Origin of the sequence: Acidovorax sp. GBBC 1281, assembly GCF_028473645.1 — a bacterium.
Lineage (GTDB): Bacteria > Pseudomonadota > Gammaproteobacteria > Burkholderiales > Burkholderiaceae_C > Paracidovorax.
In genome coordinates this window covers 5011314-5025336 of record NZ_CP097269.1, presented here as the reverse complement: position 1 = coordinate 5025336, position 14023 = coordinate 5011314, and the positions used below count along the sequence as shown (strand labels likewise).

General features: G+C 65.6%; 11 protein-coding genes. 7 read left to right on the top strand and 4 right to left on the bottom strand.

Annotation, left to right across the window (positions count from 1 at the left end):
• From M5C96_RS23525 to sctU, 3 genes are read right to left on the bottom strand one after another with little or no spacing between them, the layout of a single operon-like run.
• Complete coding sequence (locus tag M5C96_RS23525) at window positions 1-765, bottom strand: type III secretion HpaP family protein (protein ID WP_272565649.1); 765 nt, start codon at window positions 763-765, stop codon at window positions 1-3.
• An 11-nt stretch (window positions 766-776) separates the two neighbouring features.
• Window positions 777-2831, bottom strand: coding sequence for a type III secretion system export apparatus subunit SctV (gene sctV, locus M5C96_RS23520; RefSeq protein WP_272565647.1), 2055 nt, complete (start codon window positions 2829-2831; stop codon window positions 777-779).
• Between the two features lie 27 nt (window positions 2832-2858).
• Window positions 2859-3932, bottom strand: coding sequence for a type III secretion system export apparatus subunit SctU (gene sctU, locus M5C96_RS23515; RefSeq protein ID WP_272565646.1), 1074 nt, complete (start codon window positions 3930-3932; stop codon window positions 2859-2861).
• A 247-nt stretch (window positions 3933-4179) separates the two neighbouring features.
• On the opposite strand from sctU, the gene M5C96_RS23510 reads away from it, so the two are divergent.
• The 5 genes from M5C96_RS23510 to M5C96_RS23490 all read left to right on the top strand — a co-directional run bounded on the left by M5C96_RS23510 (window position 4180) and on the right by M5C96_RS23490 (window position 10798).
• Window positions 4180-4716 carry a type III secretion protein gene (locus M5C96_RS23510; RefSeq protein WP_272565645.1) on the top strand — a complete coding sequence of 179 codons (537 nt, stop codon included), beginning with the start codon at window positions 4180-4182 and terminating at the stop codon, window positions 4714-4716.
• A gap of 7 nt (window positions 4717-4723) precedes the next feature.
• Window positions 4724-5587: a type III secretion system export apparatus subunit SctT gene (sctT, locus tag M5C96_RS23505; protein ID WP_272565644.1), complete on the top strand. Its 864-nt coding sequence runs from the start codon at window positions 4724-4726 to the stop codon at window positions 5585-5587.
• A 319-nt stretch (window positions 5588-5906) separates the two neighbouring features.
• The gene (locus M5C96_RS23500; RefSeq protein ID WP_272565643.1) at window positions 5907-7988 is read left to right on the top strand and encodes a pectate lyase; all 2082 of its coding nucleotides are present in this window, start codon (window positions 5907-5909) and stop codon (window positions 7986-7988) included.
• A gap of 252 nt (window positions 7989-8240) precedes the next feature.
• Window positions 8241-8690, top strand: coding sequence for a hypothetical protein (locus M5C96_RS23495; protein ID WP_272565640.1), 450 nt, complete (start codon window positions 8241-8243; stop codon window positions 8688-8690).
• 53 nt (window positions 8691-8743) lie between these two features.
• Entirely contained in the window at window positions 8744-10798 is a 2055-nt protein-coding gene (locus M5C96_RS23490) for a hypothetical protein (RefSeq protein ID WP_272565639.1), read from the top strand.
• An 82-nt stretch (window positions 10799-10880) separates the two neighbouring features.
• On the opposite strand, the gene M5C96_RS23485 is transcribed toward M5C96_RS23490, so the two are convergent.
• The gene (locus M5C96_RS23485) at window positions 10881-12344 is read right to left on the bottom strand and encodes a ribonuclease inhibitor (RefSeq protein WP_272565638.1); all 1464 of its coding nucleotides are present in this window, start codon (window positions 12342-12344) and stop codon (window positions 10881-10883) included.
• Window positions 12345-12508: 164 nt separating this feature from the next.
• Here M5C96_RS23485 and M5C96_RS23480 point away from each other — a divergent pair, with 164 nt between their 5' ends.
• Window positions 12509-13297, top strand: coding sequence for a hypothetical protein (locus tag M5C96_RS23480; protein WP_272565637.1), 789 nt, complete (start codon window positions 12509-12511; stop codon window positions 13295-13297).
• Entirely contained in the window at window positions 13294-14022 is a 729-nt protein-coding gene (locus M5C96_RS23475; RefSeq protein WP_272565636.1) for a metal-dependent hydrolase, read from the top strand. The genes M5C96_RS23480 and M5C96_RS23475 overlap by 4 nt, the downstream gene beginning before the upstream one ends.
• The last annotated feature ends 1 nt before the right edge of the window (window position 14023 follow it).

The window sequence follows — 14023 nt, the reverse complement described above, 5'->3', positions numbered from 1 at the left end:
TCATTCCAGGTCAATGTCGATGCTTCGATGGGCCGTGCCCAGGCGGGCAAGCAACCCGTGCAGTTGATCGCGATGCTTTGAGATTAGGTGGCGGGACTCGGGCGACACCGTTCGGAAGCGAAGCGTCATGGCATAGGACGAAAGCCCCAGGGCCAGTTCGCATTCCGGCAGCACCTTGGGGTCCATGGGCACTGTGACGGCCCAGGACTGGAAGGCCGGGTCTGCCCGCAGGCACAGATCGGTAATGGTTTGCGCGGTATTCCGCAGCCATTGCGGCGGCTCCGCATCCGTGGCGGTACCGGTGGCCCCGATGGCGTGCACGGGTGGCCGGTCGTCGGGCAGGTCTTGCCCCGCTTCCCCGGGGGCGGGTGTGCGTGCCAGTGGCGGCGGCACGGTATCGCCCTGGATGAAGAAATATTGCGGTGGCAATGGGTCCGGCGTCGCTGCCTGCGGCGCAGGAGCGGGCGGTGCGTTGTCGTCCCGCTCTTCTTCGTGCGGCGAATCGCCTTGCGCATCGGCCTGCTCCCGGGGCTCTCCCTCGCCCGAGTCCATGGGATCGGGCGGGGCGCCGTCCGCAGCCATGGCGAAGGGATCGGTGGACTCGATCGCCTCGCCTTCGGCGGGGTCTTCCTGCGGCAGTGCGGGGGGAAACAGCTCGCGGCGAAACCGCTCTTGCGAGTTCGGCCGCAGCAGCGCGGCGGTGGCCGCCACTGCGGGGTGCGCGACGTGGCGCAGGGTGTGGTCGGGGCGCTGAAGGGAACTCATGGCCGCGGGCCTCAGGAAACGCGGCCGATAGGCCGCAGTTCCACCTGGGTTCCCAACTCCTGGAACGAGTACACGCGCAGCCAGTCGAGACGGCTTTCGATCATTTTCTTGACATAGCGGCGAATGTCCATTGACGTCACCAAGGCCACGCCGGGTTGTCTTGCGGTGTCGGCAACCGCGGCGATGCGCTCGGTCAGGTCGCGCGCGTCGTCGGGCGACATGGCCAGGTAGTTACCCGCCGGCGTGGGCTTGATGCAGCCGCGGATCGCCTGTTCGATGTCCGGATCGAGCAAGATGGCCGACAGATGCCGCTGGCCACTGGTCGCCTCGTGCGCGAGATAGCGACCCAGGTCGGAGCGCACGTACTCGGTGAGCAGCAGCAGGTCTTTTTCCTTGGGTCCCCAGACGATCAAGCTCTCGAAAATGCTGCGGATGTTGCGGATCGGCACCTGTTCTTCCAGCAGCCTGCGCAGCACCTCGGCCATGCGCTGCAGCGGCATGATCTTCTGCACCTCGGCCACGAGACCGGGGTATTCCGGCGTGCTTCGCTCGATCACCCACTGCACCTCCTGAACCCCCATGAACAGGTGGGCGTGCCGCTGCAGCATGCCGACGACTTCGCGCGCGATGACCTGCTCCACATCGATGCATACGCCTTCGCGTTGGGCGATGGGCACGGCCTCCGGTGCCAGCCACAGCGAGACCTCGCTGCCCAGCGCGGGTCCGTGTTGCTGGGCCGATGCGGCCAGTGGCGATTGGGGGTCGAGCAGCAGCAGCATGCGGCCCGGCAGTTCCGGCTGTGCCACCGGAACGTCGTTGATCAGCACCTCGTAGCGCAGGCCCGCCAGTTCGGTGGCCACCCACATCGCAGCGCCGGGAAACGGCAGGCCCAGCCGGGACTGCAGTCCTTCCCGTTCCTTGTTGAGTGCCCCGTTGAGCCGCTCGGCATCGATCAGCTTGCCCAACGCATCCGACATGCGGATGGAAAGGGGCTTGGCAAACTCGGGTGCTTTTTGCTGGATCGACGGCGCATCGCCCTTGGCCCCCTCGCGCATCAGTGCCGCGATCGGCTTGGACAGCGAATTGCCCGCCAAACGGGCGCGCTTCTTGGTCAGGAAGTGTCCGCCAGCCACCAGCCCGCCCGCCAGCAAGGCAAACGGCAACAGCGGAAAGCCCGGGATGAAGCCGAAGCCGATCGTGAGCGCCGCGGCCAGATACATCGAGCGCGGGTTACGGGTCAGCTGTTCGGTCATGTCCTCGCCGAGCGAGGTGGGCTTGGTCTTGTGCTCGTCCGTCACCCGGGTGGTCAGCACGCCGGCTGCCATACAGATGAACAGGGCGGGAATCTGCGACACCATGGCATCGCCGATGGACAGCACCGCGAAGCGGTTGGCGGCTTCGCCGGCCGTCATGTTGTGGTACATGATGCCGACCACGACCCCGGCGAGGATGTTCACCATGGTGATGATCAGCCCGGCGATGGCGTCGCCCTTCACGAACTTCATCGCGCCGTCCATGCCGCCGTGCAGCATGCTCTCCATCCCCAGGTGCGCGCGCTTTCGCTTGGCCTCGTCGGCCGTCAGCAGGCCGGCACGCAAGTCGGCGTCGATGCTCATCTGCTTGCCGGGCAGGGCGTCCAGCGTGAAGCGCGCACCGACTTCCGCCACGCGCTCGGAGCCTTTGGCGATCACGATGAACTGCACGATGGTGATCACCAGGAACACCACGATCCCCACGACCAGGTTGCCACCCACCACCAGCTGGCCGAAGCTCTCGATCAGGTGGCCCGCGTCCGCATGCAGCAAGATCGCCTTGGTCGAGGCGATGTTCAGCGCCAGCCGGAACAGCGTGGTGAACAGCAGCAGCGAAGGAAAGGTCGAAAGCGATAGCGCGTCCGGTATGAACAGCACGGTCATGAGCAGCAGGATGCTCACCGTGAGGTTGATGGCCAGCAGCGCGTCGATGAGGATGGTCGGCAGTGGCAGGATCATCAGCGCGATCACGCCGACGAGAAAGCCCGCCATCGTGACGTCGTTGACCAGGGTGGAGTCGAAGCGTTTGGCCATTGGGGTGTTCCTGGTGATGAAGACTTGTCAGGGAGCCGGGTTGTTTGCGGCAGCGCCGCCGCCGAACTGGTCGAGCTCTGCGACCCAGCGCAGCACGACGGCAACGGACTCGAGCAGTTCTTCGGAAATGGGTTGGTTCAGCGGCAGGCGGTGCAGCGCGCGGGCCAGGGGCGGGTTGGCGATGATCGGAACACCATGCGTTGCGGCCAGCCCGCGGATCACTGCGGCCTGTGCATCCATCCCCTTGGCCACCACGATGGGCAGGGGCGTGACGCCTTCCTCGTAGAGCAGGGCCACGGCGTAGTGGGTCGGGTTGGTGACCACCACGGTGGCGCCTGGCACGCGCTCCTGCGGTGGACTGTTGGCCAGTTCGTCGCGCAGCGAGCGCTGCTGGCCCTTCACATGGGGGTCTCCGTCGCTGTCCTTGCGCTCGCGCTTGATGTCGTCCTTGCTCATGCGCTGGTCGCGCATGAACAGCCAGCGCTGCAAGCCGAAGTCCACCGGCCCGATGATCACGAACACCAGGCACGAAAAGCCGATCAGCTTCAGGATGGCGATCCACGCCACCTGACCCGCACCCTGCGCGGACAGATAGGCCGAGCCCACCAGCAACGGCACGAGGCCGAGCACGATTTGCCAGATCACGGCCCCCAGTGCCACCGCCTTCACCACCGACTTGCAGAACTCGATGATCGAGCGTGCGTTGATCAGTTTCTTGAGGCCTTCGGCGGGGTTCAGTTTTTCGAATTTCGGCTGGATGGCTTCGAACGAAATGATCACCCCCACCTGGCCCATCATGGCAATGATCGCCACCAGCACGGAGACGATGACCAGGGAGAACGCGGCGATTGCGCCGTCCAGCACCATGGAGGAAATCAGCGCCAGAACCTCCTGCGTGTCCTGCGCCTGCATGCCTTGGTGCATGGCGGTCTTCACCACCTTCGCGATGTGGTCGTAGAGCATGGGGCCGGAGCCGATCAGCACCAGCAGCGAGGCCACCAGGATGGCCGCGGCCACGACGTCCTGGCTCTTGGGAACCTCTCCCTTCTTGCGGGCGTCCAGGAGCTTCTTGTCTGTGGGTTCTTCCGTTTTTTCTGACATGGCATGGGCTCGTTGGTCGCGGTGCGCGATGGGTTCCTGCAATCTAGCTCTGCACGCCGCCTGGCACGCGATCGATGCGAAGTCCTTGCCCTCGCAGACGAACGTGACGGATCGCAGTCCTGCGCTGCGTGCCCACATTCGCATTGCCGTGACTGCCTTCGTCCGGGCTCCATGGCGCGAGGCCGCGCGCTTCTAGTCTTGCCGCCAGAAGGTCGATCAATGTCGGTCGGCCGCTGGAGAGGGATTCATGAGCACGATCAAGGGGTTGCGCATCCTGGTGCGCCTGAAGAAGCGGCGCGTCGAGCAGAGCGAAGCGGCATTGCAGGAGAGCGCCCGGCAGCGCGACCGCGAGCAGGCCGCGCACGAAGCGGCCGTGGCCGAGGAGGCGCAGGTGCGCCAGGCCGAGCGCGACGTGCGCGGCCGGATCGCCTCGACCACCGAGCGCCCGCAAGGCTTTCATGCGCAGGAAGTGGTCACGCTGCAAATTCTGGTCAAAGAGGCCGAAGTGCGCAGCGCCGATGCCGGCAAGCTGACGCAGCGCGCTGCAACCCAGGTGGAGGCGGCCGTGCAGCGGGTGGCCGAGCGCGAGTTCGCCCTGCGGCGGGCAACGCAGCAACTGGAGGCGACCGAGGCCCGGCTGGAGCGGGCCGTGCAGGAGGCGGAGCGGGCCCAGGAAGACGCGCAGGACGAGGAGGCCGAGGAAACGGCCGTCGCTCGCATGCTGGCCTGCTCCCGTGCCGCTGCGCGCACGCGATTGCAGCTGGCGCGCGGCGCCAGGGCATGAGGTGGCGATGGACCCCTCCATGCAGCAGGGGCTGGGCCTTTTCCAGCTGACCCTCGATCTCAAGGGCTTCTTTGCCGTGCTGGCACTGTCCTCCGCGCGCATCTATGCCGCCATGCTCGTCATGCCGGCAACGAACGACATGCTCCTGTATGGACGCACGCGCGGCGGGCTCGTGCTCGTGCTGGGCGCCTTCGTGGCCTGGGGCCAGCCGAACGAGCTGCTGCACTCGCTGACCGCCGTGGACATGGCGGTGCTGGTGCTCAAGGAGGGCGTCATCGGAATGCTGATCGGGTTCGCGGTCGGCACCGTCTTCTGGGTGGCCGAGAGCGTGGGCATGCTCATCGACAACCAGACCGGCTACAACAACATTCAGCAGACCAATCCGCTCAGTGGCCAGCAGAGCACGCCGGTGGGCAACCTGCTGTCGCAACTGGCCATCGTAGGCTTTTACATGCTGGGGGGCATGCTGGTCTTCATCGGCCTGCTGTTCGACTCGTACGAGTGGTGGCCGCTCACGGGCGTCATGCCCAGTTGGCCGGTGCTGATGGAGCGGTTCCTGCCGACCGAAGTCACCAACTACGCCGAAACCGTGCTCAAGATCGCCGGACCGGTGATCGTGATCCTGATGCTCATCGATCTGGGCATCGGCTTGCTCGGCAAGGCCGCAGAAAAACTGGAGCCCAACAGCCTCGCGCAGCCCATCAAGGGGGCGACGACCATGCTGCTGCTGGTGCTCCTGGTGGGCGTGTTCTTCCAGCAGGTGCGGCCGCAACTCACGATGCGGCCCGTGGCCGAGCGCATCAAGCGTTTGCTGTCGCCTGCGGCCTCGCCCCCTGCCTCACCCCAATCGCCGACGGTGCCCCATGGGTAACGCTGAGGGCAACCGGCAGGCCGCGCAGTCCCGCCTTCGCAGCTGGGCTGCCAGCCTGTCCTGTGCACTGGCGGCGCGCCGATGCGCTGTGTCGGTGAGTTGTGGACGGCCCCTCGTGCCGCCGCGCCTGCAGTGTCCCAGCGATGTGCACCGCGGGGCCGGGGTTTCCCACCACGTGTCGATCCGGTCGCCACCGCAGTCAGTCGCTTTCTCTGAACCCACGCCGTCGCGCAACACGGTGGATCCCTCCGCCGCATTTCTCTGTCTGAGCCGCCATGGGGTGGGCAGCTTTTTTTTCACTTTGCCTTAAGGAGTCAGTATGTCAGTCAATTTCCAAACCCAGACCACCTCCCGGTTCAACAACAACCTGGACTCTCTGTCGGACAACCAACAGAACTCTTCCCAGAAACTGCAGGACGAACTGCTCCAGCTGGTTGTGCTGGTGCTGCAGCAAGTCATGAAAGCGATGGACAAAGACGGTTCCGACAGCAAAGCGGGCGGCACGGATGGTGTGTCTGGCAAGGGCGGCGCGGGCGGCGCCAACGGAGGCGGCGGCGCGAACAAGGGCCAGGGCGTGGCCGGCCTGATCCAGCAGTTCGCCGAGTTGCTGCAGCAGATCGCCAAGTCCATGGAGCAGAACTCGCAGAAGAATCCTGCCAGCGATCTGGCCAAAAGCATTGCCGACAAGCTCGGCGGCGGTGGCGGCAACACGCTCGATGAAATGGGCAAGGACAGCGGCAGCGGTGGCAACCTGCTGGAGCAACTGGGCGAAAGCTATCTGCGCCAGATCCTGGACAAGATGACCACAGGCGGCACGGGCAGTGCCGGCGGCACGGGGCAAACCAACGGCGGCGGCAGTGGTGGCGACGGCAATACAGGCGCCAGCGACATTGGCGATCTGGCCAAGCAATTCATCGAAGCACTGCTGTCAGGTGGCTCGGGTGCGGTGGAAGACCTGGGCAGGAAAAACGGTACGGGTGGCACCGGAGGCACGAACGGTGCCGGCGGCCCTGAGGGCGCAGACGGCACGCAAAGCGGCGACGGCCAGTCGTCGATCCAGCAGCTGCTGCAGGTGCTCGAGCAAATCCTGCAAACCCTGCAGGGCGGAAAGGTGGAAGGCTCTGGTGGTAGCGGTGGGGCCGGCGGCACCAAGGACTCTGGCGGCACCGGCAATACCGATGGAACCAGCAATGCCGGTGGAACTGGTGATTCCGGTGGAGTCGATGGAACTGATGGTGCAAAAGGGCAGGGCTCGCCGGGCGACATGCTCAAGCAATTGGTCGAGGCCCTCATCAAGGGCGACAGCAGCGCACTGGACAAACTGGCCAATGGCGACAAGCAAAATGGTGGCGCACAGGATGCAACCCAACAACTGATGGAGTTGCTGCAAAAACTGATCGAACTCCTGACGGGCAAGAAGCCGGACGAGTCCGATAGTGAGTCGGGTGGAGGCGGTAGTGGCGGCGGCACGCAGCCTGCTGCTGGTGGCGGCGGCGGTACGCAGCCTTCTGCTGGTGGCGGCGGCGGTACGCAGCCTTCTGCTGGTGGTGGTGGCGGTACGCAGCCTTCTGCTGGTGGTGGTGGCGGCACGAAGCCTTCTGCTGGTGGTGGTGGCGGCACGAAGCCTTCTGGTGATGGCGGCGGCACGAAGCCTCCAGTGGGTGATGGCGGCGGTACGGAAAAGCCTTCCACCGACAAGCCTTCCACGACGGGTTCTTCCACCGGCACCAAGCCTTCCGAGACCCCTTCTACTACGGGTTCTGGCTCTGGCGGCAAGGTAACTAGCATTCCACCCGCCAGCGGCGAGAAGATCGTCAATGAGCCCATTGTGGTCAAGGCCGGCACCACCTTCGACGGCGGCAACGTGCATTACAAGGCGGGCCCTGCTCTTGGAGACGGCGGCCAGAGCGAGAATCAGAAGCCGGTATTCATCCTGGAACCCGGTGCTACCCTTAAGAACGTCCAGATTTCCGGCGGCGATGGCATTCACACCCAAGGCAATGCCACCCTCGACGGCGTGTTCGGGCGCGATGTGGGCGAGGACTTCATGACGAAGAAGGGCGAAGGCGACGTTGTGTTCAAAAACGGCGGCGCATCGAACGCCACCGACAAGACGTTCCAGCTCAACCATGGCGGCGCCTTCTCCATCGACAACTCCTTCTTCGATGGCACCAGCAAGCTGGTCCGCACCAACGGTGGCAAGGACTTCGCGACCGACATCTCGATCACCAACTCGACGATCAGGAACGTCAAGGAAGCCGTGGTGCGTACCGACGCGACGCAGGCCAGCATCAAGCTGGCCAACAACGACATCGTTGGCGCGCCCCACGATGTGCTCGCACCCGCAGCCACCAAGGTGGAAGGTGCGGAAAACCGCGGTACGAAGGCCTTCACGGGCTGATGAAAAAGAGGCTGGAAGTCTGCTGCGTCATGCCAGCGGATCTTCCTGCCTTGCTTGGCCACAGCCGCTGGTGCATGCAGGCGTTCGCCTGCCCTGCCAGCCGCTGCGCCTGCGTGCGGCGCATCCCGCCGCCACACGGCCTGCTGCCTCGTTTTCAGCAGCAGCGGCAGTGCAATGTCTTTCCGTCGGTGCCACCTCCGTGCACTGATTTCTCTCCCACACCCCCCTCTCAATTCGTCATAGGACACTCCCATGAGCGCCCCATCCACCGTTGCTCGCGTGCCCGAGGCCGCGACGCGCGCCCAGATCGATTTCCTGACCCAGTTGGCCGTGCACATCGGCCTGCGGGCGGAAGACGGCCTCTTCCTGATGGCCCCGCGGGTCATCAGCGGCCCAGCCGGTTTGACCGGCCGCTTCCATCTGCACCCCGAACAAGCCGCGGTACTGCCCGAAGTGCTGCTGCCCATCGCAGCGCAAGAGCTAGCCGGACCGGAGGTCCTGAAGCTTTTGACGCTGCAGGCCGCTATCCTGAAAGAGTTCGGCTGGTACCTGGGCGCCTCCGCCGAAGGCATGCTGCAGCTCAGTTCGCTGTCGTGGATTGAGGCGCCGCAAGACGCGGCCACCGCCATGGACATGCTCAACGGCGTGGGTGCCAGCGTGCTGCAGGCATTGCTGGAGCAGCCCGGTCCGGCCTCGGCTTGAGTTTTCGCTAGACCTATCGTCTCCCCGATTCCTGGACCCCAAGGACCTTTCCCATGGACCATCCGAACATCACCAGCCGCAGCATCCGGCCCACCCCCCACCGTACAGACACCAACACGGCGCCCCCCGGCAACCCGGTCGACCAGTCCCGGTCGCAGACGCTAGAGCACCAAAGCTTGAGCCCGAGAGCTTCCCCTGGAACACCGGACAGTGGCGGCCCCGTGCGCCGCACGGTGTTGCCCGAGCGTGGCGCCAACTCCTCCGGAACGGCTGAAGCCAGTGCCGCAGCCTCTCGCAGTTGGGCGGGAGCGATCGGCCAGACCCTGCAGTCGGGTGGGCGGCTCATGGCGCAGACCATGGTAATCGGCGCGCGGGCGGGAGCCCATGCGCTGGCGCAGCAGATCTGTGTCGACGCGGTGGACCTGGAGGCCAACATGCCGCCCGCGGCGGGCAATCCTGCGGCGGCAGGCCGGCCCGCTCAATCGGCGGGCGATCGCTTGGCGGCCGCTCTGGATAACATGTCTTTTCGTACCGACATCCCGAAGCAACACGAGATGGCCGCGCAGTACCGCGAATGGGCTCGCCAGACGGCCGATGCGCGTGAGGCCGCTGGAGCCGACAGCTATTCCCTGCGGGCTGGCGATGCGGCATTGCCCGCGGGGTACGACTTTGCGCGGCAGGTGTTGAGCTCGATGGCCCGCTCGCCCGCCACCAACTCGGTAGCGACGGCCCTCGCGCCGCGCTCGGGCGTCAATGCTGCAGGACAAACGGTCAACGTCGGTGAACTCAACAACGATTACGACCCCTTGCTGGCGGGTGGTGTGGTCGGTGGGCTCACCGCCCATTTGGCCGATACCACCTTGCTGTCCGCGATGGATCGGCGTGCTGCATTGGCCAATTTCCCCCAGTTCAAAGCCATTGACCCTCTGGTGCTGGTTCCCGATCCCTGTCCCGTGCAATTGCGCGTAGTGAACAATCAAAAGGAATTCTGGAGGCCGGTGGTCGAGGGCGCTCTGGGTGGGCCTGCCGACCAGCCGACGATGAACGAACTGAAGGCTTTGGCAGCGGCACGGCGCAAATCGGTGGAGACGCTGCAAAAGATTTTGGACGGCAAGCATGTGGGCGTTTTTGCCCAGCCGCTCATGACGGCAGTCTTCAATGTGTTGCGCCGTCAGGTCATGCCGTTGCACGCATTTTCGAACCCGGCACTGGTGTTCGCGCACGCGCTTTGGGCTTCGGGGTTGGGCGGCGGGATGACCAAGTTGACGTTGGGCATGGGCAAATCTGTGGCTTACACCAACCTGGACGATCTCTTGGGAGGAACGCACAAGGCCAACGTGTTCGCCAAGAGCCTGCCACGGCCTGAAATGCCTGCAGCCGCGCTGTCCGACATCGCGGGATTGCCGGGCTATGGCCTCGACGTGGCCAAGGAGACTCTTGCGCTCACGGAGCACTTCTGGGCGGGCCCCTGGCGCACCAGCCGGTCATTGCTGCCCAATGGAGATGAGGTGTATGCCCGCCTGGGGGACGTGGGCCGAGCCATCGCGTCCAACGTGATGGCAAGCGTTGGATCAAGAGGAATCGGCTCTGTCGTGGCGCAATTGGGCAGGCACGGTTCCAACTCGCCATTGAAGGGCGAATCCCAGCGCTCACCGGGCTACCAGTTGCAGCAGTCTGGGCAGAGTTCTTCCAACGATTGGATCTGGCAAGCCGGAAAAAGCGTACTGGACAACATGTCCTATAACTTGGGTAGCTCGCTGGACAAGTGGCGAGAGAACAAGCTGGTGCGGTTTTCCAACTCGGCCTACCTTGCGCAGAAGGAGGCGGCTGCCATGGCGGCGGATCTTCAGGGCGCGTATCCCGCGCATGCAGGCGATCACGCGATGTTTCTCAGCACGGCGCTGAATGAACTGGCCGAACTGGAAGAGGCCGGAGAGTTCAATAAGGCCAAACTGGAACAGGCCAAAGCGCTGCTGGCCGAAGGCGAGCTTGGCGCAGGCAGCCACCGCGACGACATCTCGCAGATCCGGTGGATGGTCGATCAGGCCCTTCGCACCATCCAACACCGGGAGGAACTGACCCATTGGGTCAAACCCAAGTCCGATTGAGTGTTTGGCATCAGGTGCTTGTGCAGGCCTGCCCCGGTCGCTGGACCGGGGTGATCGACCAATCCGGCGTTGCCGGAAATCTTCAACCGAGGGCCGTCATCAGCGCGCGATGCGTTTGCGCATACGCTCGGTTTCCCCGCTCTGAAAACGGGTTGCTCCACAGGTCCAGCGATGCCAGCGTGCGATTGCCGGCCAGCGCGTGCGCGCCCGACTCGCCGATCCGGTTGCGGGCCAGGTTCAGCTTTTGAAGGCGGGGATTGGCTGCCAGGGCTCTCGCACCACCGGAGCCGATCTGGTGGCCCTCCAGGTCGAGTTCGGTCAGGCAGGCGCTGGCGGCCAGTGCGCACGCGCCGGCTTCCGTGATCTGCACGGTGCCGGCCATGTCGTTGCGCAGGACCAAGCGAGTCAGCGTGCGGGAGCGGCCCAACGCGCACGCGCCGGCATTGCCCACCTGGCAACTGCCCACATCCAGGCAGACCAGGGACGGGGCGTCGGCCAGCGCCTGGGCACCGGCATCGCCAATCGGGTTGTGGCGCAGGTCCAAGGTGGTCAGGGCGATGTGCTGCGCCAGGGCTTGCGCACCGGCCGTGCCGATACCGTTGCCTGATGCGACCAGAGTGTGCAGCCGAGGCATGCGCGCCAGAGCGCCGGCGCCCTTGTCGCCGATCCGGTTGCGTTGCAGGTTCAGCGACTCCAGGAACGGGTGTGCCGCCAGGCTGCGCGCACCGTCCTCGCCGATCAGGTTGCCGCCCAGTACCAGATGGGTCAGGCTGCGGTTGCTGCCCAGCGGGGCGATGGCCGGGTCGCGCAGCCGGTTGTCGCTCAGGTCGAGCGAACGCATCCTGTGGCTGCGGGCCAGGGCCCGGATGCCCTCGGCTCCCAGCGTGGGGTTGCTGCGCAGCTCCAACACCTGAAGGTGGGGGTTGGCCGCCAAGCCGGCCGCTCCCGCATTGCCGATACCGCAGTCGTTCAGCCGCAACGTTTGCACGCCGGGGTTTCGAGCCAGCGCGCGAGCGCCTTCATCGCCAATCGGGTTGTGGCTGAGGTCCAGGCAGCGCAGCGTGGGATGGCCTGCGAGGATCGCGGCGCCTTGCGCATCGATGTGCAGATGGCGGGCCGTGAGCGAGCGCAGATCCAACTGGCAAAGTTGTGCCAGGCCTGCGGAACTGATGCCTTTGCAATGCAGCAGTTCCAGCTCCTCAAGCGACCCGGGCAGGTGCTGCAGATCCGCGTCGCTGAACTCGCCCCGCAGCACGATCTTGCGCAACCCGGGAAAAAGTCCGTCTTCGCAAATATCGAGCAGGCCCTGTGTGCCACGCACCACCGGCACGCCAGCCTGCCCCTCGGACAGGTCCCGCACGGATTGCTCGGCCGGCCGGGCGGCTGCTTGCTTTGCGGCAGGCGCCGAGGACGAGCCACCCATGCGACGGGACGATGCACGGCGCAGGCGATGGGCGCCGGAGGCCTTGGCGCTCAGCCAGGCCAAGAGGCCGCCCGCTACCGGGCGCAGTTCTGTAGGGGGGCTTTTCAGGATAAGGCTGTTCATGGCGTTCTCGCGTTGATCGGGATGCCTCCAGGGTAGGTAGCCATGCCCAGCGCAGGCAGGCGGCATGCGAAGCGATCGACCGACAAGCGAGCGGGCCAAGCCAGCGGTGGCCGATTGCACGGGGTGTCATCAGCCTTTCATACGGGCTGGCGATCATCCGGCCCATGTCTTTCGATATGCAGATTCGGCGCACCGCGCCAGCGGGCTCCTGGTTGCCATCGCGCAGAACGCGTTCGCCAGCCATGGTGCCCCAGGGCGTTTCACAGGCGGCCATCCGGCCCCGCGCGCGTTTTTTGGGTCTGGAAGACATTCCGCAATTGCTGCGTCTGGAAGCCCGGCAATGGACGCCGGAGCAAGCCGCTGACGAAGCAGCTCTGCAAAGTCGCATCCTGGCGCATCCCGATCTGTGCGTAGGTGCGTTCTGCCCTAAAACAGGGGAGGCGCTGGCATCGCTTTTCATGAAACCGGCCTGCCGTGAGGCATTGGTGGCCGCCCGTTCCTGGCACGATTGCGCGGGACAACCGGGCGGTGCGCAGCCTGGCGGCAGCCTCTTCGGGATCAGCCTGACCAGCGTGGACCCGGAAGCGGCCTGCCAGTTGATCCGTTTCTTCTGGCCCCATGCGCTTCGGCATGGCTGGCGCGACATCTACCTGGGATCGCCGGTGCCCGGCCTGCGCCGCGCCTTGCAGGAAGGGCTTGCGCCCGATGCGGAAACTTATGTGCATTCGCGCCGCGGCGGCCTGCCGACCGATGCCCAGTTGCGGTATTACCACCGCAAGGGCTTTCGCGAGATCGTCGGCGTGCGGCCGGACTATTTCCCGCACGCAGATTCGCTGGACCACGGCGTCCTGCTGCGTGGCACCGTGCCGCTCGCGGCAGCATGGTCCCTGTGGCGCATCCTGCCGTTTGCGGTACTGCGACGTGCCACGCACTGGGCTGGGGCGCTGCTTTGACCGCGACGCACGCCCGTATGGTGCCCTGGAATGGGGACCTGTTCCGCACGCGGTTCTTCGACGCCCTGTCGCTTTTGCTGCCGTCCGGCGAAGCCTTCGTGATCGATGCCATCTCCGACGCGCTCCAGGCCGACGGCGGGCAAGGCGTCTCGGCCCCCGCACTGCGTGACGAGGCCCTGCGCTTCGTGCGGGAAGAAGCCACCCACCAGCGAGCGCATCGCCGTTACAACGAGCGCCTGGCGCAGGCCGGCGTGCCGGTATCCAAACTGCAGGGGCGGGTTGCGGCGGCGGTCCAGGACCTGGCCGGTCTGCCGCTGCCGACACGCCTGGCACTGGCCGAGGCGTTCGAGCAACTGACCGCGCTGCTCTCAGCGCAGGTGCTGCAGGGAACAGCCTGGCTGCAGGGCGATGGCCGTGAGGCGCGGATGTGGCGCTGGCATTGCGAGGAAGAGGTCGGACATCGCCATGTGGCCTCCGATGTGGCCCGCGCATTCGGTGTGGGCTATGCCCGGCGTGTGGCATGCCTGGCGCTGGCGACGCTCTACCTCGGCATCGATCTGTCGCGTCTGATGACGGGGCTGCTGTGGCGGGACATGGTTGACGGCCACGTGCGCCCGCTGGGCCTGCTGGGGCAGGCAACGCGGTTCGCATGGCGCACGGCGCCCGGCGTGGGCCGCATGGCCATCGCCTCGCTCGCCGGTCTCTTGCCCCGCCGCCTGGCCTGAC

What these genes read in the sequence shown, in the direction of transcription:
- M5C96_RS23525 (WP_272565649.1), bottom strand. Translation starts at nt 765, where the DNA reads ATGAGTTCCCTTCAGCGCCCCGACCACACCCTGCGCCACGTCGCGCAC.
- sctV (WP_272565647.1), bottom strand. Translation starts at nt 2,831, where the DNA reads ATGGCCAAACGCTTCGACTCCACCCTGGTCAACGACGTCACGATGGCG.
- sctU (WP_272565646.1), bottom strand. Translation starts at nt 3,932, where the DNA reads ATGTCAGAAAAAACGGAAGAACCCACAGACAAGAAGCTCCTGGACGCC.
- M5C96_RS23510 (WP_272565645.1), top strand. Translation starts at nt 4,180, where the DNA reads ATGAGCACGATCAAGGGGTTGCGCATCCTGGTGCGCCTGAAGAAGCGG.
- sctT (WP_272565644.1), top strand. Translation starts at nt 4,724, where the DNA reads ATGGACCCCTCCATGCAGCAGGGGCTGGGCCTTTTCCAGCTGACCCTC.
- M5C96_RS23500 (WP_272565643.1), top strand. Translation starts at nt 5,907, where the DNA reads ATGTCAGTCAATTTCCAAACCCAGACCACCTCCCGGTTCAACAACAAC.
- M5C96_RS23495 (WP_272565640.1), top strand. Translation starts at nt 8,241, where the DNA reads ATGAGCGCCCCATCCACCGTTGCTCGCGTGCCCGAGGCCGCGACGCGC.
- M5C96_RS23490 (WP_272565639.1), top strand. Translation starts at nt 8,744, where the DNA reads ATGGACCATCCGAACATCACCAGCCGCAGCATCCGGCCCACCCCCCAC.
- M5C96_RS23485 (WP_272565638.1), bottom strand. Translation starts at nt 12,344, where the DNA reads ATGAACAGCCTTATCCTGAAAAGCCCCCCTACAGAACTGCGCCCGGTA.
- M5C96_RS23480 (WP_272565637.1), top strand. Translation starts at nt 12,509, where the DNA reads ATGTCTTTCGATATGCAGATTCGGCGCACCGCGCCAGCGGGCTCCTGG.